Genomic DNA, 20,252 nt, shown 5'->3' with positions numbered 1-20,252 from the left:
GTCCGGGATTCAACCGCAGACCAACTCAAAGATCTTCGAACCGCCCTCTCATAAAAGCCAGTCAGTGCACCGGCGAGCATTTCCTCCAGCCAGTCGCCGTACTCAAGCTCAAGATCCTGCCAGGCCAGGTCCTCCGGCCCGAAGTAATGCACCGTCGGCCTCACGCCCGGTTCCGCCTGCAACCACGCGAACTGCCCGCCCATCACATCGAAAGCGACGACCAGACGGCCGGCCCCGGGAACCATCTTGGCAGCCACATCCGGCAGCCCGTCGTGCCCACCACCAAGCACCCGAAGCCAACCGTGATCGATCAGCAGCCCGCCACTGTTGGCGACCACTGCCCCGAGCCACGACCTGGTCGTGATTTCCAAGGCTGCCAGGCAAGCCGCCGCCCGCTGAGGATCGGCCGGTAGCACCTCCACCGGATACGGAGCCGCTGCCACCAGCGCCGAAATCTCGGACCACGCAGACTGTGTTCCACCCCCTCATCCTCGCAGGAGGATCAACCATGCGACTCTGAGGCCTGCCGCAAACCCTGCCGTCGATCAGGCCATCAACTTCAACGACGTTCGCTGTCCGAACCGCGCCAAGATCTCGATAACTGAGGGTGACTGTTCGGGCGCCCGAGCCGCCGCGCGCATCACGGCAGATCCGCGCGTCGGACATGCCAGGTCGTGCAAGACCACGACCGCTCACCGATCGGCTTGCGTTACCCGCAACATCACCTCCAACTGAAAGTCAGCACTGCGACGATCATCAATGAGCCCGCGTGATCGGCGCCCTGACGGCTGCAGTGCGAGCGGGTGACTCCGTACGCACTCGCGCCCTACGGACATACCTATGTTGCGAAAGTTTGGTGATCGCCGATATCGGCCATAGATAGGCGTCACAAACGCTCCCAGAGGAGGCCCCTCATGCCTCGAACCACCCCCCTCCTGATCGCCGGCGTCCTTACCGCCGCGCTCGTAGCGCCGGTCGCGCCGGCGCAGGCGAGCAACCCACTCGTCCCGATATCCAGTTCCCTGGCGCGGACGCTGACGACAACCTCCGGCACGATCCCGGTGTTTGTGCACGGAACGAGCATCGGCGCCGCCCGGCAGGCGGCCGCCGACACCGGCCTCACGCTCATCACAACCTGGAACAAGATCGGCGTCGCGGTTGCGCGCGGCACCGCCGAGCAGATCGCGGCCGTTCGCGGTCATGCCGGTGTCACGTACGTCGAAGGTGACCAGCCGCTGCGGCCATACCTGTCGACCTCGAACGTCGCTACCCGAGGCGAGCAGGCGCGCGCTGAGCTGCGCGACGGGCAGGGTCGGCCGGTCGACGGCCGCGGTGTGTCGGCGGCGATCATCGACACGGGTGTGGACGGCACGCACCCGTTCTTCCGCAACGCGGACGGTTCCAGCGCAGTGAAGCTCAATCTGAAGAACATCTGCGGCCCGCTCACCGATCTGGGTCTGCCGCTCCCGCTCCCCAACGACTCGTGCTTCCTCGACCTGACTGCGGCCAACGACACCGACACGCTGTCGGCCGGCGGGCACGGCACGCACGTCGCGGGGATCGTCGCCGGGCGGGACACGACGCTCACCGACGGCACCCGGCTGCACGGCGCTGCCCCTGGCGCCACGCTGATCAGCCTGTCGGTCGGCGCGGGACTGAGCATCTTCGGTGCGGACAGCGCGCTGAACTGGGTGCTTGAGCATCACTTGAACCCGTGCGCGGGCTGCCCGCCGATCAAGGTGAGTAACAACTCGTACGGTCCCGGTGGCGGTGGGGTGTTTGATTCGAACTCGGCGACCACCAAGTTGCAGCGGGCGCTGGCCGCCGAGGGTGTCGTCACCGTCTGGGCGGCTGGCAACGACGGCCCGGACAACAGCGCTACCAACCCTCCGGGTCAGGACCCCACTCCGGGCATCATCATGGTCGCCTCCTACGACGACCAAGGCACAGGCACCCGCGACGGTAGCGTGTCGACGTTCTCCAGCCGCGGGGCGGCGGGGCGCCCGGAGACCTACCCGGACGTCGCGGCACCCGGATCGAACATCACCTCGGCCTGCCGGACATACCTGCTGATCTGCTCGACCGGTCTGGACCCGCGCAACGGCCCCGGGCCGCTGGACCTCGGCACGTTCAACACGATCAGCGGTACCTCGATGGCAACCCCGCACATCGTGGGCATCGTTACCCAGCTGTTCCAGGTCGCACCGAACGCGACCCCGGCCCAGGTCGAGGACGCGCTCAAGGCCACGGCGTACAAGTTCACGGACGGCGCGGCCTACCAGACCGTCGGGCCCTACACCACCGCAGTCGACAAGGGAACCGGCCTCGTCGACGCGTACGCCTCGGCGGTACGGCTGGGGGCGACACCTGCCTGATGGCCGGTCAGCTCAACGCGCAGTAGCGAGTTCAACCGGCACCGTCACCGACAACAAACAGCGCCCCGGAGCGCACGATCACCGGCTGGCAACATGCCGCGATGACCGTGTTTGCTCTGGCGCAGCTCACGATCCATGACCAGGACCGCTACGACACGTACGCCGCGGCGTTCAGGAAGTAGTACCGGGGACGACTCCTCGCCGACGAGGCGCCGGAGTGCCTGACAACAGGAGAAGGTCATTCCGATGGCGTTCGAGGACAGGCAACACTTCGAGCGCTGGGGCCTGCTCCCCTGAATACCGGGAGCCCTCCGGGGACCGGGCGTCCGCGACGGGCCGCCCGGTCCTCCGGGTCCGGGCGGCTCGGCTGCCCTCTACACCGAGCGACGCGTCAGCACCTGCCCACCATCGGCGGGGTGCCCGCTTCATCGCCACCGTGGCCCTGGTGTCGGGTGCGCCGACGGGCACTGACAGGGTGGCTACACCCGTCTGAGCAGCGGGCGCCAACACAGGCAGGTTGTACACCGAGGCTGCTCCACCTGCACGTGGCCGTGGCCAGCAGCCAAGCGCTGGCCACGCCGACCTGTTCAGGTTCGCTGCCGACTCCGCCGCTTGTCGGCGCCCGCTGATGGGCCGTGGATAGCTTTGGCGGTTGTGGAGATCGTCCTGGTCATGGCTGTTCTGCTAGCGGGGCTGCCGGTCAGCGATGAATTGCGACCGTTCATCGATCCGTTTTCCCTGTCGGCACCGTCGTCCGTGCGAAAGCTGAAACTGTCGCGGCACCTACGGCGCACAGAGGAGGTTCGATGCCGGACATGGCGAGCGGATGGAGGCCGCGGCGGCGATTGTGGGCGATGGCCGTTGTGGCTGCGCTGGTGATGGTCGCCGGGCTGGCGGTACCGGCGATGGGGAGCAGGGCCGACGATGGGAAGCCCGAACTGGACCATGGCATGCGGGCGTGGAGCCAGACCTGGCAGGCCGCGCCACAGAAGCCGCAGCAGGCGGGGTTCGCCGACCAGACGCTCCGGATGATCGTGCACACCTCGATCGGCGGCGAGCGGGTCCGTATCCGACTGTCCAACACCTTCGGTGCGGCGCCGGTTCTGCTGGACGGCGCGTTCGTGGGTCTGCTGGGCAGCGGGGCGAGCATCAGCGGCCGCAACGTCCGGCTCACCTTCGGTGGATCGCCCGGGGTGACCCTGCCAGAGGGCGGGGACGTGGTCAGTGACCCGGCCGACCTGACGGTGCCGGCGTTGGCCGATCTGGCGGTCAGCCTTTACCTGCCCCGCGACACCGGGCCACCGACTGGGCACGCCGACTTCGGCAACGCCCACCAGACGTCGTACATCGCCTCCGGCGATCACGCCGCCGCGGCGGCGGGCACCGCCTTCACCGGTCAGACTCGAGCGTGGTTCTTCCTCTCCGGGGTGAGCGTGCCGAGCCGCCGAGCCGCCGCGGTCGTCACCCTCGGGGACTCGATCACCGACGGCACCGGGTCCTCGACGGACACCAACTCCCGCTACCCCGACGCGCTCGCCCGGCGGCTGGCCGCCCGGCCACAACCGTTACGGCTCGGCGTCGGCAACGCAGGGATCGGCGGGAACGAGTTGCTGCGTACGTCCGCCTGCTGCGGGGCCAGTCCGTCGGTGCTGGCCCGGCTCGACCGCGACGTGCTCGCCCAGGACGGCGTGCGATCGGTGATCCTGCTGGCGGGCATCAACGACATCGGCGGTGATCACCACGCCGACGCGGCTTCGCTGATCGCCGGTGTGCAGCAGGTGGCCACGCAGCTGCGGGCACACGGCATCCGGGTGCTCGGCGGCACCATCACACCGTCCTACGGCCGGCCCGGCCCGTACGGTACGCAACAGACCGAGGACGTGCGCCAGCAGGTGAACGCCTGGGTACGCACGGCCGACGCGTTCGACGCCGTCGTCGACTTCGACCAAGCGCTGCGGGACCCGGAAGACCCGCGCCGGCTTCGCGCCGGCTACGACAGCGGCGACCACCTGCACCCCAGCGACGCCGGCTACCAGGCGATGGCCGAGGCGGTACCGCTCGACCAGCTGTAACCAGCTCCGGCAACGGCCGTCCGGGGATCCGCCTCCGGGCGGCCGTCAGGGCTTGATGCCGCGGTACTTTCGGCAGGTACAGCGCCATTGCCTCCGTTCCGCGGGGAACGTCGTGGAGCGAGATGATGACCGGGATGCAGCGGCCGGCGACGTCAGCCCGGGGTGGCGGTCTGCCTGGAGGGCCACCAGTTTCGCTCGCCGAGCAGCACCGCGAGAGCGGGGACGAGCAGGGCCCGGACGAGGAACGTGTCGGCGAGCAGGCCCAGGGTGATCACGAAGCCGATCTGAAACAGCGCCTCCATCGGAACCGCCATCAAGGTCGCGAAGGTGGCGGCCAGCACGAGGCCGGCGGAGGTGATCACGCCGCCGGTTCGCTCAAGGGCCTGCGTCACCGCGCGGCGGGTCTCGTGCTGCCGACGCTGTTCGCTGATCCGACTGAGGAGAAACACGTTGTAGTCGACGCCCAGGGCGACGAGGAAGATGAACGCGTACAACGGCAGGTTTGGGTCTGAGGCCGGCTGGCCGAGGATGTGGGTGAAGATGAGGGAACTGACGCCGAGGGCGAAGCCGAAGGAGAGGATCACGGTCGCGATCACGTAGAGCGGCATCACCACCGCGCGCAGGAGCAGAGTGAGGACGAGGAGGATCAGGGCAAGGCCGACCGGGACGATCAGCCTGGTGTCACGCCTGAGTGCCTGGCGAGCATCGTAGTTCTCGGCCACGGTCCCGCCGATCAGGATGGTCCGGCCGTCGGCCGCGCGGTCAGCGATCTCACGCAGCACGGGGACGGCGTCGGTGGCCCGCTCTGAGAACGGATCCATCCGCAGGTCCGCGTCGAAGATGACCAAGTTTGTCGCGGACCTTCGCTGGCCTTGCGCCGCCGCACCCAGGAAGCCGCTGTCCGCCCCGATCGACCTGGCCACCGCGTGCATGTCGGCGATGGGTGAATGTGTGCCTTCGGTGAGAGCGCTCTGGACCTTCCCGCTTACCTCGTCGGCTACGACGATGCGAAGCGGCGCCGCCCGGCCGGGGATGAAGTGGTTGCGGATCACCTGTTGACCGCGGACCGAGTCCGGCGCCTCGCGGAACGACTCGGCAAAGTCGAGCGCCGGACGCCCGCCGATGGTGGCCAGCGCGCCCGCGGCAAGGAGAACGGTGACCGCCGCGGCGATCATTCCGGGTCGTGCGTGAACAAGGCTCGCGATGCGCCCCCAAAACGTGACTGCGGGTGCGGACTCGGGCTCGTGGCGGGGAATCGCGGGCCAGAACGCCCGTCGTCCGAGGGCGGTGAGCATCGCGGGCAGGAGCGTCAGACCGGCACAGACCATGATCGCGACGCCGAGGGCGAGGATCGGGCCCATCTCGCGCGTGGCGTTGAAGTCGGCAAGGGCGAGGACCAGCATCGCGCCGACGACGATCGCTCCGGCGGAGAGAATCGCCGGGCCGGTGCGCTGGGCGGCGGCGACCATCGCCTCCTCAACGTCCGGCGCCCGCCGCAGTTCGTCGCGAAACCGCGCCACGATCAGCAGACAGTAGTCGGTGCCCGCGCCGAACATCAGCACGATCAGGATCGCGGTCGTCTGGCCGCTGACCGCAGTGAGGCCGGCGGCGACGAGACCGTAGGCGAGGGCGGCCGCGACGAGATAGGCGACGGCGACGACGGCCAGCGGTACCAGAGCAACCAGCGGCGAGCGGTAGGTCGCGAGCAGCAGGAGCAGCAGTATGACGACCGTGACTGCCAAGAGGGTCTCGTTGATCCCTTTAACCGCAGCACTTCGATCGGCCTCGAAGCCGGCACGGCCGGTGACGAAGGCCTTCAGTCCGCTCTCGTCGCCCGCGGTCGGTGGGACGACCTCGCGGATTGCCGCGACCGCCTGCTCGACGGCGGGCGTCGAGTCGTCGGTCATCAGGACGGTGCTCAAGATGACGCTGTTGTCGGGTGAGGTGAGCAGCGAGCCGCCCGGGCTCATGTCGAGCGGATCGGTCTCGCCGCACGCGCGCTGGTACGGGGTGGCGACCATCGTCACGTTCGGGATCGCGCCGGATCGGCACAGCGCGCGGGCGTCGGCGTCGGCGCGCTGTCCGTCGTCCGCTGTGATCCCACCCTCGCGGAAGTAGGCGATTACCGCCGCTGTTTCGCTGCCGCGCCGGAACTGCTCGTTGATGATCCGCTTGGCCTCTGCCGACTCCGATCCCCGGACGAGGAAGGTTTCGCTCTCGTCGGCGGCCCGTTCGCTGAGCTTGGTTTGTAGCGGCACCGCGAGCATCGCGAGCGCAAGCCACACCGCGATGACGACCCACCGTGACCGCCGACCGGTGGCGGCTGCGGAAGCCCTGGTGAGAGTGCGCATCGGGTCGTCGCCCTAGAGCCCACCACCGACGCCCTCTATGTCGCTGACGGCGCCATGCTCGATGTAGACATAGATCCTCGTCGGGTCGATCTCTATCGGCACGGGCTGGCTCTTGCCGTCCTCGCGCGCAACGACGACCTCGCAGTCGTGACGGGCCGCCTTCTCACGGGCCTCAGCGAGCTGCATCCCGAGCAGCTCCGCCGTATCGAAGGCGTTCTTCGCGGGCCGGTACTGGCTGACGCCCGTGTGCTGTCCCGTCTCCACCATCGGGCATTGAAGCGCCGTCAGGTCGCGCTCCCGCCCCGTCGCCTCCCCGGAATCGTCGCTGCATCCCGCCAGACCCAGTGCCCCGACGGCGATCGCAACTGTGGCCGCAGTGACGCTGAGAAGCCGCCTGTGAACCCTCTGCCCACCCATGGCAGGGACGCTAGCGGAGCGAATCGTCTGGTTCAAGACAGCTAACGTCTCCGATCAACAAAACTACCGTTGCTCGCGAGTGATCTTTTGTTGGTCGCAACCGGAAGTTCTTGACCATCCGTCAAAAGGAGGACATGCTACGTCCTAACCTTCAGGCGGTCGCACCATGTCGCTCCGACCGCGGGGCTGGTAGCCGCCGCATTGGGAGAGGAAGTGAGTGGCATGTGGAACGCCGCGCTGCCTGCGCGGAGGGTGAAGCATCCTGGAATCGCTTTGATCGCGGTCGCTCTTGGGGCTCAGATGCTCGCCCCGGCGACCGCTGTCCAAGCGAAGAGCACCCGACAGGCTCCTAGCAGCATCCACCCGGCGGCTGCCGGCCCGGCGACAAGCACCAGGCAAGCCAGCAGCACCCTCCCTGCGGCTCCTGCCCAGGAGGAGCGCAACAGGATCCTCATCTACACCGGCACGACCGGGTACCGGCACACCGATGGGATCAACAACGGTCGGCCAGTGCTGCAGGACGCTCTCAAGGCCGCAGGCTACGAGGTCGACTGGGAGGACTGCGACAACAACGGTGGCGGCCCGAACAACTGCGACCACCCGGACAAGAACCCCCGGATCTTCACCGACCAGAACCTGGCCCGATACGACGCGATCCTGCTGCTGAACGCGTCGTGGTCGTGGGCCGGCGGCCGGCGGCCCGGACCGCTCCTCGACCATGCCCAGCGTGAGGCGTTGATCCGCTTCACCCAGAACGGCGGCGGGATCGCGGCCGTGCACAACATGACCGACGCCGGCGCCGGCGTGTCCGTGTGGGACTGGTGGGACGGCGGGCCGGACAGCGTCGTCGGCACGACGATGCGCGGCCACTCGAGCGGGTCGGCGACCGGCAACGCCGCAACCGTCCAGGTTGCCGACCACAACCACCTCTCTACCAAAGACCTGCCCGACACCTACAAGATCGCCGACGAGCACTACAACTTCGCCCGCAACGTCCGGGGCGACCACCACGTGCTCGCGACCTTCGACGAGCGCACCTACAACACCGGCACCTACTCCATGGGCCAGGACCACCCCACGACGTGGTGCAAGCTCTACGACGGCGGCAGCGTCAAGGACGGCACCGGCACCCCGCGGCCCTACAACGATGGGCGGACCTGGGTGACCTCGCAGGGCCACTTCGGCGTGCGTTACACCGAGAACGGCGGCGACAACCCGCTGATCAAGCAGATCGTCGGAGGGGTGCGCTGGGTCGCCGGCGAGGGGAAGAAGACAGACTGCTCAGGCACCGTGTGGTCGAACTTCACCCGCACGACCCTGGTCGACAATGTGAACGGCCCGATGGCTCTCGACGTGGCGTCGGACGGCAAGGTCTACTGGACCGAGATCGGCCCCAAGCCGGGGTACGAGTCCGAGGGCTACGTGAAGATGCACGATCCGAACGGCCCGCCGAACAACTCGACGACGGTCGCGACGATCCCGACCCGCGCCGACCACGGCAACTCCGAGGACGGCGTGCTGGGAATGAGCCTGGAGCCGGGCTTCGACCTGTCGGAGCCGGACAAGCGCGACATCTACGTCTACTATTCCCCGCGCAACCCCGGCGACTGGCCGACCACGGGCAACCAGCAGACGGTCGGCTACAACCTGGTCAGCCGCTTCACGCTGAACAAGACCGGCACCACCTTCGAGCCGGCACCAGGCGGGCCGAAGCACCTGGACCCGGCACATCCATACATGGAGCGGCAGATCTTGCGCGTGCCCAAGGCGAAGATCTCCGGCAAACCCTCGGGCTTCCCGGGTGGCCCCACCGACAACGGCCCCGGCCATGTCGGCGGCGCGAGCCTGGTGTTCGACTCCGAAGGCAACCTCTACGTCGGCGTCGGCGACGACGTTTCCCCGAACGCGCCCGGCCACAACCGCTACACGCCGATGGACCATCGCGCCTCGGAGCGCTGGGACGCACGCAAGACGGCGGCCAACACCGCCGACCTGCGCGGCAAGATCCTGCGCATCAAACCGCGCGAGGGCCCGCCGCAGACCCCAGGGCGCGCACCCGATCCCGGCCTGGGCAAGACCTATACGGTCCCGAAGGGCAACATGTTCGCGCCGGGAACCCCGAACACCCGACCGGAGATCTACGGCATGGGCTTCCGGCAGCCGTTCACGGTGCACACCGACCCCGCCAACCCGGGTTCGGTCGTCGTCGGCGAGTTCTGCCACGACAACTCGGTGGACCAGCCCGACCGCGCCCCGGCCGGCGTCTGCGAGTGGAACAAGGTCGACGGGCCCGGTTTCTACGGCTGGCCGTTCTGCGTCGGTGACAACTCGAAGATCAACACCACCTGGCGCTGGAACTACGAGGCCAACTCCTCAACCGGTCAGCAGTACGACTGCTCGCTCGACAAGCTCCCGTCCGACCTGACCTGGGCGCCGCCGGGCGGTACTAATTCGCAACCCACATTCCAAGGCCTCGATGAGATCCCAGGTCCCGCGAAACCAGCGACGGTCTGGCGCAAGTACCCCGGCAACCCCGGAAGCCAGGATCCGAAGGACTTCGGCGACCTGGGCGCAGGCGGGATGCAGCCGGTCACCGGCCCGGTCTACCGATACAAGGACAGCCGCGGTCCCGGCGCCTTCCCGCCCTACTACGACGGCTCCTGGCTGATCACTAACCGTGGCACCGACAACGGGTTCTGGAAGGAGGTCCGCCTGCGGCAGGACAACAACCAGATGCTCCGGGTCAACGACTGGCTGCCTGTCAACCACTTCGGCACGCCGAACAACAGCTTCGTGATCCCGACCAGATTCGGGCCCGACGGCGCACTCTACATGGGGCGCTGGACCTTCGGTTGTTGCCGCAACCAGATCAACCCCGAAATGAAGATGCAGCTGATCAAGATCGAGTTCACGCCCGAGGCCGACCAGTGCAAGGAAACCGATGCACCGACGGTCTCGCACCAGATTCAGGGCCAGGCCGATCCCGACCAGCAGAACACCTATATCGACTCGGCCACGCTGAGCCTCACCGCCAACGATGTCGGCTGTGCCGGCGTGGACAAGGTCGAGTACCGCGTCAACGGCGGAGCGTGGACCGCCTACAACGGGCCGGTACCGTTCAAGGACGCGGGGAAGTACACAGTCGACTATCGAGCCACCGACCGCCTCGGGAACGCCTCCAACCCGCAGAGCGCCACCTTCACGGTGCGTGACGGCGGCGGGACGCTCCCCACGACGTGCGACATCAACGCCACGGGCACGCAGTGGAGTCCCGACAACTGCAAGATTGCCCGCGGCGGCACCGTCACCTGGCACTTCAACGAGGCGGATGCGCGGTTCCCACACGACGTCTGGCTCGTGCCACCCGGCGGCAATCCGGACCCGAACGGCGGCGACATCTTCCAGGTCACCAACGGGCCCGTTTCGCCGGGAGGTCCACCGGTCTCGTACACCTTCGATCGGGAAGGGACCTGGACGGTCATCTGCAGGCTCCACGCCGGCTACAGCAGCGGGCAGTGGGTCGGCATGATCGCGACAGTCACGGTCGGAGGAGGATGAGTTAAGGCCTGCTGGCCTGGTGGGTCGGGCCCGGACACGCCGTCCAGGCCCGGCCACCAGGCCCAGGCCTCTGTGGGCCGACGCGCGTCTTCCGGGCAGTCGCTAAATGCCGGAGGCAGCGGCCTCACCGCGGCTGCCGCTGTTACACCGAGTCACTTACTCTGCCGGACGCCGGGGCGGACTCGGCAGTCCGTCAGAGGCGCGCGGCCAGCGGCCAGTGGCAGAAGGGGCGTCGTCTGCCGCTAGAAATCCGGGCAGCCACGTTAGCGACGCCGGAGCCGGGCATCGGCCTCACCCTGCCATCGCGAGCATGTCGAGAGCTGCGAAGAATGCCATCGGCCGGCCGGGGCGGATGACCTGTTCGAGGAGCACGACTCCGATACGGTCAGCGACGTCGCACTCTGCTTCGATCGTCGTGCGGACGGGGCCGTACCGGCGGGAGGAGGAGCGCGCCGAGGCGAGGACGACGTCGTCTCGGCGGAGCTGTGCCTGACGTGAGCTTGTGTGGACGATTTCGTACTTGCGTCCCTGGAGGGTCCATGTGGTGCCGGCATTGCGTCGGCGGCAGGGCGCTTTCCTGCCGTTCACAAACTCGAACCGTTCACCGGTGGTCAGCGTGACCGTGACGGCGTCGGCCTGGAAGGCCTGAACCCGTGATCGGGGCGGCCACGTCGCTTTCTCTGCGCCCCGGCTAGGTTCCACGATCGTAAGCTCAGCACCGCGCTCATCGAGCAACCGCAGCCGGCGCGCGTCCTCCGCGTCGAACGAGTATCCAAAGCTTAGGGATTCCACCACGCGCGGATCAGTCACGCCCTCATTCAAGCAGTCGACGTTGTCTGCCAGCCGCCGACCGCGCGTCGATGCCGCCGCGTGTGAGGTAGCCGACCATGGGCGATGTTTCACTTACGCGGCTTGCGCCGGTCTGGCCGTCGCGGATCTCCCGGCCGGTGTCGTCGGTGATGTGCACCGTCGGGCCGGGTACGTTGTGCCGCAGGGAGACGATGCTGAGCGACGGCCGGCCCGGGAAGGGCGGGATCGGGTGCCCCTGGCGCGATGGCTCGACGACGTGCAGATACCGAACCGCGCCGCGAGATATCAGTCCCAGGGCCGCCATGCCGCGCCCGGACAGGACGACCAGCCGGTCGCCGTGGCGGGCGCGGATCATGCCACGGGTGCTCGGCCACCTCGTCAACGTTGGAGTAACCAAGATCGTCACCGTTCCGCACTCGGACGTGGTGCTATACGGTCTGGGGGTGAGAACCGAGCGTCACTGGTGGAACGGCGACCGCACCGTGCGAGGGCGCCGCGACGTGTACATCCGTACCGATGGCGAGTCGTGGGAGGTCGAGGCCCGAGCCGGCGGCGGCGCTGGTCGGTCGAAGATCTACCCGTGCCCTGGCCTGCGGTCGGCGGAGATCCTGGCCGGGGCATGGATGGACGAACAGAGCCGGTGGCAGGTCATGGCGCCCTGATCGGCCGGCGCCGATACTCGTTCACCACCTGTCAGCAGGCAGCATGGTCCGATCGCTGGTTCGAGTAGACTGACAGCGCGGCTCGCCCAGCATGGCGGCCGGGTTCGATGTCCCACGCCACGCGCCGCGGCCGAACGGTCAGCGCCGGGCGGGACGTCCCTTCGACGTTCGGAGCCGTCATGGCGGCACGCCGCCCACGCCAGACCACCTCGTCCAACTACCTGGCCTTCGCCGACCTCGGCGTGCCCGACGCGCTCATCCGCGTGCTGGCCGCGGCCGGGGTGGAGCGGCCGTTCCCAATCCAGGCCGCGACACTGCCCGACGCGCTCGCTGGGCTGGACGTGCTCGGCCGAGGCCGCACCGGTTCGGGTAAGACCTATGCCTTTGTACTGGCGGTGCTGACCCGCCTGGCCGCCACCGCCACGCCACGGCGGGCCGGGCGCCCTCGGGCGCTGATCCTCGTACCCACTCGTGAGCTGGCCACCCAGATCGACAGCGTGATGGCGCCGCTGGCGCAGGCGCTGTCGCTACGCGTGATGACCATCTTCGGTGGCGTCGCCGCCCGACCTCAGATCGCCGGGCTGCGCGCCGGGGTCGACGTCCTGGTGGCCTGCCCGGGCCGGCTCGCCGACCATGTCGAGGCCGGCAACGCGTACTTGGACGCCGTCGAGATCACCGTGCTCGACGAGGCCGACCACATGGCCGACCTCGGCTTCCTGCCCACCGTACGGCGGCTGTTGGAGCAGACCCCGCGCGGCGGGCAGCGTCTGCTGTTCTCCGCCACCCTGGACGCCGGCGTCGATGTCCTGGTGCGGCGGTTCCTCACCGATCCGGTCGTGCACAGCGTCGACTCGGCGCTGTCGCCGGTCGCCGCGATGGCGCACCACGTCCTGCACGTCCACGCCGACGACCGGTTCGCCGTGCTGGTCGAGCTGACCGCGGCGCCCGGTCGGACCGTGGTGTTCACGCGTACCAAGCGGGGCGCGAAAACGCTCGCCCGCCGGCTGGTCGCGGCCGGTGTGGCCGCTGTCGAACTGCATGGCAACCTGGCCCAGGCCGCGCGCACCAGGAACCTGCGGGCGTTCTCCGACGGGGAGGTGCACACGCTGGTCGCCACCGACATCGCCGCCCGGGGTATCCACATCGACGACGTGGCCCTCGTCGTGCACGCCGACCCGCCCGTGGAGCATAAGGCCTACCTGCATCGCTCGGGCCGTACCGCCCGGGCCGGGGCGGCCGGGACCGTCGTGACGCTGATGACCGACGGGCAGGTGCCCGAGGTGCAGGAGTTGACTCGCAAGGCGGGCATCACGGCGACTACGACCCGGCTGCGCCCGGGTGACGCGCTGCTACGCGAACTTGCCCCGGGGGAGCGGGCGCTGGTCCCCCAGCCCGTACCGCGGTCCGCCGGCCCGCGGCACGAGGCGCAGCTCGCCCACGACGGCCGGAGCCGACGCGGCGGCAAGCCGGCGCCGATGACCTCGACACGATCCGCACCAGCGCGATCCAGTGCGGCGGCCTTCTCCGCCCGGGCCCGGCCGGGCGCTCGCCGCGGTGGACGCTGACCCTTACGCGGCGGGGCCGAGCACCGAGACCTCGGTGAGTTCGGCGTCCTCGGCGGCGCCCAAGCCGCGTACCTGGTAGCTGGTCATTACCTTCAGCCAATCCTGGGGCAGGTGCCCCCGGCCGGGATCACCGACGAGGACACGTGCGCCGCGGTCGGCGGCGCGGTGTAGGAACCCCAGCATCCGCGCGGTCAGCTCTGGGTCGTAGAAGGCGTCGCCGGCGAGGATCACGTCGGCAAGGCCGCCGTCGCCGTCGAGCAGGTCGCCCTCGTTCACCGCCACGCTGACCGCGTTGGCCGTGGCGTTCATCGCGACGGCCGCCAGTGCGTACGGGTCGATGTCGTTGGCGGTCACCTCGGCGGCGCCCGCCTTGGCTGCGGCGATGGCGACCAGACCGGAGCCGCACGCCACGTCGATCACCCGTCGGCCGGCCACTACCTGCGGATGGTCCAGGACGTACCGGGCGAGGGCCTGGCCGCCGGCCCAGGCGTTCGCCCAGAACGGCGTGAGGCCCGGTCCGATCCGCGCTTCCAACCTGGCCCGCAGCACGATCGCGTCATCGGCCAGGTACAGGCGGATCTCCGGTACAAACGGAAGACGCGCGAGGTGCAGTCCGTCGAACTCGTCGGCGCGGAACGCGACGAAGGGCGTGAGCAGAGCGCCGGTCGGCGTAGGCAAGACATGCTCCGTTCATGGACGGTCGCCGGTCAGGCGACCGGTTCAGGCGCCCGCCGAACAAGGAGTACGTCCGACCGCGTGCAGGTGGCGCAGCGCCTGGGCGTACGACTCGAACAGGCCGGTCTGGCAGTACGTAAGGCTGTGCCGGTGGCAGAACGACTCGACGATCGTCTGCGCGTGGCGCAGGTTCGACCGGGGCATGCTGGGGAACAGGTGGTGCTCGATCTGGTAGTTCAGGCCGCCGAGCAGGAAGTCGGTCAGCCAGTGGCCGCGCACGTTCCGCGAAGTGAGCACCTGGCGGCGTAGGAAGTCGGTGCGGTCACCGGCGGCGAGGATCGCCATGCCCTTGTGGTTCGGCGCGAAGCTGCACCCGAGGTAGAGCCCGAACATGCCCTGCTGGACGAGGATGAACACGACCGCGCGGACCGGCGAAAGTATCAGGAAGACCGCGCCGAGGTAACCGATGACGTGGCTGGCGAGCAGCACCGATTCCCACGCGCGGGGGCGTCCGCCGCGGCGCAGCAGGGCGCGCGCGCTGTTCACGTGCAGGCTGAGGCCCTCGAGCAGAAGCAGTGGGAAGAAGAAGAACGCCTGGTAGCGGTACGCGAACGCGGCAATGCGGCCACGGTTTCCGGCTTGGCGGGAGGTGAACGCGAGCGCCCTGATCTCGAGGTCCGGGTCGGCGCCGTCGGTGTTCGGGTGGGCATGGGGCGGTTTGTGCTTGCCCCCCCCCCAGCCGTAGCTCACCCCAATGCCCAGATTGCTATGCAGCAGCCCGAGCAGGTAGTTCGCCCGCCGGGACGCGAAGATCTGCCTGTGTCCGGCGTCGTGGCCGAGGAACCCGAGTGGGGTGAAGACGAACGCGAGGAAACCGGCGACGATCAGTACCCACCACGAGTCCCCGATGAGCGCGAAGGCCGCCCAGCCGGCCGCGAACAGCAGACCGGTGATGGCGATCTTCCAGATGTAGTACCCGGTGCGGCGCTCCAGCAGTCCGGCGCCACGGATCTGGTGCAGGAGATGGGCGTACGGGCTTCCGTTGCCGGTTTGCGGCGGCGCTGTGGACATGAGCGCCTCCCGGCGGGTGCTGCGCAGACGCCGACGCGTGCCAACCAGCGAGGGCGCGGTAGGCACGCGCCGGCGGTGGTTCAGATGGCGCGGATGTTCGCGGCCTGCGGGCCCTTGGCGCCCTGCGTGATGTCGAACTCGACGCGCTGGTTCTCATCGAGGCTGCGGAAGCCGTTCGAGGAGATCGCCGAGAAGTGGGCGAATACGTCCGCCCCACCGCCGTCTGGGGTGATGAACCCGAAGCCCTTGTCCGCGTTGAACCACTTCACAATGCCGACAGCCATGTCTTCTCCTTGGAAGGCTGGATTCGGGACCCGCACGGTGCGGACCCCGACGTCGCGGTGTTGATCGCCCACATCCGGAGATGACCGGAAACCACCAGCGCCGCCGGGTCAGCTACCCACCACGCGCTGGCAAATATTCGGAAAGCAACTGCAACGGGACACACCGTACCACCCTCGGATAGGGCACAAGCCGGACGACACGAGTTACTTCCCCTTCCCGGCACCCACGCCCTGATCGCCGGACAGACCGCCAACGTGGTGTGCACCAACGCGGCCAACAGCCGCGACGCGCACCGTCCTGCCGCTGATCCTGGCCGTCGTCTTCCTGGTGTCTATCCCGCCGCTGTGGGCCCTGATCGCCCCACTGCTGCTCGCGTCGCGCTGCACGACGACCACGTGCTCCCACGGCAGGGCGGCCGGACAACGGCAAAGTGGCGGCGCGAGGGTCGCTACAAGCCGACATCAACCAGGTTGGTGTCGTTGAGGACGGGGACTGGCCCCCGATGGCCACCAAGCGGGCGTTCAGGCTGCTGCCTACTCGCTTCGGCAAGGCAGAGTTCACCGCCCTCAACGGCGACATCCTCCAGACCCGCTTAGGCACTAGGCCGAACTGGTAGCCAGCTACGGCAGCGGGCTACGAGGTGGGACGCGACGACGAGCTGATCAACGTGCTCGACGGTCGCAGCTTCAGCCCGCTCGTCGGCTGAGCCCCGTGAGCAGGGCAGCCGGGCGGTACGTCCTGCCGTCTGGGCAGGCCGGTCGCCCGGGATCAGGGCGCCGCTTCGATGATGCGCAGATCGCGTTCGGCTCCGTCGCCGAGCGCCCGCAGCGCCTCCTGGTAGGCGGGGCTGTGGTAGGCAGCAACCGCGGCGTCGACGCTGTCGAACTCGATCAGCGTCGTACGCTCCATCAGGCCGGACTCGAACGCGTGCGATGGCAGGCCGCGCGCCAGAAACGTGCCGCCGGCGGCGCGCAGCGCCGGCCCGGCCAGCTCAATGTAGGCGGCGAGCTTCTCCTCGTCGCTGATGGACCGGGAGGTATTGATCCAGTATGCCTTCGGCACCGTCGCTGTCTCCCGCTCATCCGGATGGGCATTCTCCTGCTGGATTTCCCCGGGAAGCGTAGCGGGCACCTGACCGGCGGCTCGATCGGGCGTGAGGTCAGCGGTGGGCCCGCCGCGCGTGCCGGATAGGCACTGCCGGGCGGGATCAGCGCCGCAGCCGGCGGGAGCAGGACCCCTCGTCGTCGGCGCGAAGCAGGCAGCGCCGGCCGCCAGGCATCAGCAGGTCGCAGAAGACCCAATGGCGAAGGTTCTGGTCGTCCTCGGCGGAGACGGTGATCCCGCCTGGCTCGGTCTGTGGCAGGACGACCAGCCAGCGGCCGACCACCCGGGCCAGGCGCTGGGCGTCGGGCAGGTCGGCGGCGACGACTGGCAGGTGGATGACGTACCGCTGGGTCACCGCTCGTGTCCCCGGGCGTCGCGGGCGCGGGCCTGGTCGGACTGCCAGCGGCGCAGGGCGTCCTTGATGACGGCAGTCTCCCGGCGGCTGGCGGCCAGGGCGGCGTAGACGGCGGCCAGGTCGCCGGCGACCCGGTCGAGGAACTTGTAGACCTCGTCGGGCTCCAGGCCGCGGCGTCCAAGCCCGACCGGCTTGAAGCGGCGCTCGCGCACCTGCCACGGCAGCAAGCTGGTATACACGCTGGAGCGGTAGGTCGCCCCGCTCCCCCGGGCCGGTCGCTGGTAGCGGACGATCATCCCGCAGACTCCCCTCGCATGCCGTGGGTGGATGGGGTGGGGCCACCCGCCCTCCCCGCACAGGCAGACCCACCCCGGCCCTGCCACCGCAGCTCCACTCAGCGGTACGGCAGCACGGCTCTTGTGGTCAGCTTGTGACACCGTCAAGCAGCAGCGCAACGTTCCACAGCGGATTTCTCGCCAGATGTATTGACTTTCTTTACTGAAACCTGTAGCTGTTGCAGAGCGGCGTCACGCAGTGTTGCAGGGCGGAATCTAGGAGTGTTCGAATGGCCGAGGATCTCGGGTCGACCGTGCCACGCCGGCAGCTCGGCCGGCTGCTGCGCCAGTACCGCACCGAGGCCGGCGTGACCCTGGACGGCGCCGCCGAGGCCCTCGAATACAGCAGGCAGAAGATCTGGCGCATCGAGTGCGGCCTGGGCGCAGTCCGGGCGCTCGACGTCAAGGCGATGTGCGAGCTGTACGGGGTCTCGGAAGAGATGACCGAGGCGATGAAGGGCCTGGCCGCGGAAACGAAGTCGAAGGGCTGGTGGCACGCGTACGGAGACGCCGTGCCGAGCTGGTTCGAACTGTACGTCGGCCTGGAATCCGCCGCGGCTCACCTGCGCCAGTACGAAGAGACGCTGATCCCCGGCCTGTTGCAGACACGTGAATACGCCCTCGGGCTGGCTCGACTCGACCGGCCGTCGGCCACTGACGAGGAACGTGAGCGGGCGGTCGAGGTGCGGTTGCAGCGGCAGGGCCTGCTGAGCCGCCGGCTACCGAAGCCGCCTCGACTGGACGCGGTGCTCTCGGAAGCGGTGCTTCGCCGCGCCGTCGGCAACCGTGGAGTCATGGTCGGTCAGCTCAGCCGGCTCATCGAGGCCGCCGAACGGCCAAACGTGTCAGTGCGGGTGCTTCCGTTCGCCGTCGGTCCACACTCGGGAGCGGTCGCCGGCTCCTTCGTGATCCTGGACTTCCCCGCCACGAAGGGCGGTCGGGCCGCGCCGGAGCCGTCCGTCGCCTATAGCGAGTCGCTTACCGGTGCCATCTACCTCGACAAGCCGGACGAGCTGGCTGCATATCGAGCCGCGTGGAAGAGCCTGGAGGCGCTGGCCCTTGATGAGGCACAATCGACCGACATGATCAAGAAGATCATCGGGGAGGTACGGCATGACTGACCTGGCTGGCGCCATGTGGCGCAAGAGCACCCGCAGCGGCGGCAACGGGGGGAACTGCGTCGAGGTCGCCACCAACCTCCCCGGCATCGTCGCCGTCCGCGATTCCAAGGACCCTGCAGGCCCAGCCCTCACCTTCACGCCGCAGGGCTGGTCTGCTTTCGTGGCCGCTGTCAAGTGCGACATACCTGTCCGCTGATTCAACTCGTGCAATTCAAGGAGCTCGCCTATTCTCTGCCCGGGCGCACCGCGCTGTCAGAGACGCAAGGTCGGAACATCTGGGCGACAGTGGCGCTCAGTGGCGGCCACAGGCAGGTCTTGTCGATCCACGGAGCGAGCACCGACTCAGGCCTCCGAAAAGAAGTTCTCGTCGATCTGCTTGAGGATGTAGGTCTCCTCGGTTACTACTCCGCAGCCGTGAACGATCATCAACCTGGCGAGCTCCGGACCGTCGATCAAGATGAGCCGAGAGTTTACCCGGTCCGCGTAATCCCTTGCGTCAGCGCTGAATCTACTTGTGGTGATAAAGATGCCTCTGTTGGCTTGAGCACCCTGAAGCGCTCCGACGGATGCCTGAATGTCGGGGCGACCGACAGGCCGGTCGGTGTAACGCTTAGCCTGCACGTAAACAACGTCCAAGCCAAGTGGGTCGAGCCGCACCAGGCCATCCAGCCCGCCGTCACCCGGCCCACCGATGTGCTCGATCATTCTTTCTAGACCGCCGTAACCCATAGCAACGAGAAGACGCAGCACGAGTTGTTCGAGAAACTCTGGCGGTTGGCTTACCACTCGACTTAGCAGTTCCGCCGCGACTGCTGAATGAGCAGCCTCGATGAGTTCTTCGATTGCCTCACGAGGCGCCAGCGTCTCAACGTTTACTTCCTCTCCCTGCTCCTGCAGCGCCGCGCCTGGCTGCCGCACTCGGGTACGGGTGCGGAACTCGACGTACTCGGGGAAGCCCATGAGGATTTTGATATCCACCCGTTCCGGGTGTGCCCGGAGGACTTCCTTCCCCCGCTCAGTGATCTCAGTGACGCCCCTCGCAGGCCTGTTCAGCAGTCCTGCCTGTGCAACATGCGTGATAGCCCATGCGATCCTGTTGAGGTACCGGGGCTCTCGCCCACTCGGCAACATCACTTTCCGATCCTCATCAGTGATCGCGAGAGCGGTCGCCACCGCCTCCCGGATCTCCGCCACAGCGTGCGGCTTCTGGTCGGCATGAGCGTTGAGCACAGGCCGCATGAAGGACTGAAAGTCAGGAATTGCCACTGTTCTCCTCCGGGCGATCCTCTCGCGCCCCTTCGTCAAGGCGCATGAGGTGGGTCAGTAGTGCCTCGATCTCCACCACACAATGCGAAGCCAGGCCTTGGACGCGACGAACATCGACGAGCAGGCGCTGAAGCTTCTTGGCGGGCTGTGTCGCCCACGCCAACTGGCCGAGCGGGTTACGTAAGCTCGTACTGCTCAGCGACACGCTCCTGCGCCTGCACGCGCCTATC

The 20,252-nt window shown here is 68.2% G+C and carries 20 protein-coding genes; 7 read left to right on the top strand and 13 right to left on the bottom strand.

Going from position 1 to position 20,252, the window contains the following annotated elements; translation table 11 throughout:
* On the bottom strand, window positions 1–416 hold a 416-nt coding region (locus FXF52_RS18200), incomplete at its 3' end, for a DUF2625 family protein (RefSeq protein WP_255472088.1).
* A gap of 498 nt (window positions 417–914) precedes the next feature.
* Between FXF52_RS18200 and FXF52_RS18195 the strand changes: the two genes are divergently transcribed.
* Both FXF52_RS18195 and FXF52_RS18185 read left to right on the top strand, forming a co-directional pair.
* A complete protein-coding gene (locus tag FXF52_RS18195) occupies window positions 915–2,375 on the top strand; it encodes a S8 family serine peptidase (protein ID WP_148798110.1) in 1,461 nt (486 codons plus the stop codon).
* Window positions 2,376–3,229: 854 nt separating this feature from the next.
* Window positions 3,230–4,447 carry an SGNH/GDSL hydrolase family protein gene (locus tag FXF52_RS18185; protein ID WP_187413570.1) on the top strand — a complete coding sequence of 406 codons (1,218 nt, stop codon included), beginning with the start codon at window positions 3,230–3,232 and terminating at the stop codon, window positions 4,445–4,447.
* Window positions 4,448–4,599: 152 nt separating this feature from the next.
* Here FXF52_RS18185 and FXF52_RS18180 read toward each other — a convergent pair whose 3' ends face one another.
* Together FXF52_RS18180 and FXF52_RS18175 are read right to left on the bottom strand one after the other, a co-directional pair.
* Window positions 4,600–6,798, bottom strand: a complete 2,199-nt coding sequence (locus FXF52_RS18180; protein WP_148798108.1) for an MMPL family transporter — start codon at window positions 6,796–6,798, stop codon at window positions 4,600–4,602.
* A 12-nt stretch (window positions 6,799–6,810) separates the two neighbouring features.
* Window positions 6,811–7,215: a hypothetical protein gene (locus tag FXF52_RS18175; RefSeq protein WP_148798107.1), complete on the bottom strand. Its 405-nt coding sequence runs from the start codon at window positions 7,213–7,215 to the stop codon at window positions 6,811–6,813.
* Between the two features lie 222 nt (window positions 7,216–7,437).
* Between FXF52_RS18175 and FXF52_RS18170 the strand changes: the two genes are divergently transcribed.
* On the top strand, window positions 7,438–10,773 hold the full coding sequence (locus tag FXF52_RS18170; RefSeq protein ID WP_370518000.1) for a ThuA domain-containing protein: 3,336 nt from the start codon (window positions 7,438–7,440) through the stop codon (window positions 10,771–10,773).
* A gap of 291 nt (window positions 10,774–11,064) precedes the next feature.
* Here FXF52_RS18170 and FXF52_RS18165 read toward each other — a convergent pair whose 3' ends face one another.
* Entirely contained in the window at window positions 11,065–11,583 is a 519-nt protein-coding gene (locus FXF52_RS18165) for a hypothetical protein (protein ID WP_148798105.1), read from the bottom strand.
* A gap of 4 nt (window positions 11,584–11,587) precedes the next feature.
* A complete protein-coding gene (locus tag FXF52_RS18160) occupies window positions 11,588–11,938 on the bottom strand; it encodes a hypothetical protein (RefSeq protein ID WP_187413568.1) in 351 nt (116 codons plus the stop codon).
* An 88-nt stretch (window positions 11,939–12,026) separates the two neighbouring features.
* Here FXF52_RS18160 and FXF52_RS18155 point away from each other — a divergent pair, with 88 nt between their 5' ends.
* Together FXF52_RS18155 and FXF52_RS18150 are read left to right on the top strand one after the other, a co-directional pair.
* On the top strand, window positions 12,027–12,245 hold the full coding sequence (locus tag FXF52_RS18155) for a hypothetical protein (protein ID WP_148798103.1): 219 nt from the start codon (window positions 12,027–12,029) through the stop codon (window positions 12,243–12,245).
* A 179-nt stretch (window positions 12,246–12,424) separates the two neighbouring features.
* Window positions 12,425–13,810, top strand: coding sequence for a DEAD/DEAH box helicase (locus FXF52_RS18150; protein WP_148798102.1), 1,386 nt, complete (start codon window positions 12,425–12,427; stop codon window positions 13,808–13,810).
* A gap of 3 nt (window positions 13,811–13,813) precedes the next feature.
* Here the strand turns inward: FXF52_RS18150 and FXF52_RS18145 are convergent, their stop codons facing one another.
* The 6 genes from FXF52_RS18145 to FXF52_RS18120 form a co-directional block, all read right to left on the bottom strand.
* A complete protein-coding gene (locus FXF52_RS18145; protein ID WP_148798101.1) occupies window positions 13,814–14,488 on the bottom strand; it encodes a methyltransferase in 675 nt (224 codons plus the stop codon).
* Between the two features lie 42 nt (window positions 14,489–14,530).
* On the bottom strand, window positions 14,531–15,556 hold the full coding sequence (locus tag FXF52_RS18140) for an acyl-CoA desaturase (RefSeq protein WP_148798100.1): 1,026 nt from the start codon (window positions 15,554–15,556) through the stop codon (window positions 14,531–14,533).
* 80 nt (window positions 15,557–15,636) lie between these two features.
* The gene (locus FXF52_RS18135; RefSeq protein ID WP_148798099.1) at window positions 15,637–15,840 is read right to left on the bottom strand and encodes a cold-shock protein; all 204 of its coding nucleotides are present in this window, start codon (window positions 15,838–15,840) and stop codon (window positions 15,637–15,639) included.
* Window positions 15,841–16,609: 769 nt separating this feature from the next.
* The gene (locus tag FXF52_RS18130) at window positions 16,610–16,972 is read right to left on the bottom strand and encodes a DUF1330 domain-containing protein (protein ID WP_255472085.1); all 363 of its coding nucleotides are present in this window, start codon (window positions 16,970–16,972) and stop codon (window positions 16,610–16,612) included.
* Window positions 16,973–17,048: 76 nt separating this feature from the next.
* Entirely contained in the window at window positions 17,049–17,300 is a 252-nt protein-coding gene (locus FXF52_RS18125; RefSeq protein WP_148798098.1) for a hypothetical protein, read from the bottom strand.
* The gene (locus FXF52_RS18120) at window positions 17,297–17,596 is read right to left on the bottom strand and encodes a DivIVA domain-containing protein (protein WP_148798097.1); all 300 of its coding nucleotides are present in this window, start codon (window positions 17,594–17,596) and stop codon (window positions 17,297–17,299) included. Before FXF52_RS18120 ends, FXF52_RS18125 begins: the two co-directional genes overlap by 4 nt.
* Before the next feature lie 269 nt (window positions 17,597–17,865).
* Between FXF52_RS18120 and FXF52_RS18115 the strand changes: the two genes are divergently transcribed.
* On the top strand, window positions 17,866–18,756 hold the full coding sequence (locus FXF52_RS18115; RefSeq protein ID WP_148798096.1) for a helix-turn-helix transcriptional regulator: 891 nt from the start codon (window positions 17,866–17,868) through the stop codon (window positions 18,754–18,756).
* Complete coding sequence (locus tag FXF52_RS18110; protein ID WP_148798095.1) at window positions 18,749–18,952, top strand: DUF397 domain-containing protein; 204 nt, start codon at window positions 18,749–18,751, stop codon at window positions 18,950–18,952. Before FXF52_RS18115 ends, FXF52_RS18110 begins: the two co-directional genes overlap by 8 nt.
* Window positions 18,953–19,098: 146 nt before the next feature.
* On the opposite strand, the gene FXF52_RS18105 is transcribed toward FXF52_RS18110, so the two are convergent.
* Together FXF52_RS18105 and FXF52_RS18100 are read right to left on the bottom strand one after the other, a co-directional pair.
* Entirely contained in the window at window positions 19,099–20,022 is a 924-nt protein-coding gene (locus tag FXF52_RS18105; RefSeq protein WP_222870561.1) for a restriction endonuclease, read from the bottom strand.
* Window positions 20,009–20,227 (bottom strand): hypothetical protein, encoded by a 219-nt coding sequence (locus tag FXF52_RS18100; RefSeq protein ID WP_148798094.1) that lies wholly within the window; start codon window positions 20,225–20,227, stop codon window positions 20,009–20,011. The genes FXF52_RS18105 and FXF52_RS18100 overlap by 14 nt, the downstream gene beginning before the upstream one ends.
* Window positions 20,228–20,252 lie beyond the last annotated feature (25 nt).

The organism is Micromonospora sp. MP36, from assembly GCF_008119785.1.
In the GTDB taxonomy this organism is placed as follows: Bacteria; Actinomycetota; Actinomycetes; order Mycobacteriales; family Micromonosporaceae; genus Micromonospora.
This window is presented reverse-complemented; position numbering and strand designations above follow the sequence as displayed.

Bases quoted from the DNA above. Each gene is read 5' to 3' on its own strand.
- FXF52_RS18195 (WP_148798110.1), top strand. From the start codon at position 915: ATGCCTCGAACCACCCCCCTCCTGATCGCCGGCGTCCTTACCGCCGCG.
- FXF52_RS18185 (WP_187413570.1), top strand. From the start codon at position 3,230: ATGGCCGTTGTGGCTGCGCTGGTGATGGTCGCCGGGCTGGCGGTACCG.
- FXF52_RS18180 (WP_148798108.1), bottom strand. From the start codon at position 6,798: ATGCGCACTCTCACCAGGGCTTCCGCAGCCGCCACCGGTCGGCGGTCA.
- FXF52_RS18175 (WP_148798107.1), bottom strand. From the start codon at position 7,215: ATGGGTGGGCAGAGGGTTCACAGGCGGCTTCTCAGCGTCACTGCGGCC.
- FXF52_RS18170 (WP_370518000.1), top strand. From the start codon at position 7,438: ATGTGGAACGCCGCGCTGCCTGCGCGGAGGGTGAAGCATCCTGGAATC.
- FXF52_RS18160 (WP_187413568.1), bottom strand. From the start codon at position 11,938: ATGATCCGCGCCCGCCACGGCGACCGGCTGGTCGTCCTGTCCGGGCGC.
- FXF52_RS18150 (WP_148798102.1), top strand. From the start codon at position 12,425: ATGGCGGCACGCCGCCCACGCCAGACCACCTCGTCCAACTACCTGGCC.
- FXF52_RS18140 (WP_148798100.1), bottom strand. From the start codon at position 15,556: ATGTCCACAGCGCCGCCGCAAACCGGCAACGGAAGCCCGTACGCCCAT.
- FXF52_RS18135 (WP_148798099.1), bottom strand. From the start codon at position 15,840: ATGGCTGTCGGCATTGTGAAGTGGTTCAACGCGGACAAGGGCTTCGGG.
- FXF52_RS18120 (WP_148798097.1), bottom strand. From the start codon at position 17,596: ATGATCGTCCGCTACCAGCGACCGGCCCGGGGGAGCGGGGCGACCTAC.
- FXF52_RS18115 (WP_148798096.1), top strand. From the start codon at position 17,866: ATGGCCGAGGATCTCGGGTCGACCGTGCCACGCCGGCAGCTCGGCCGG.
- FXF52_RS18110 (WP_148798095.1), top strand. From the start codon at position 18,749: ATGACTGACCTGGCTGGCGCCATGTGGCGCAAGAGCACCCGCAGCGGC.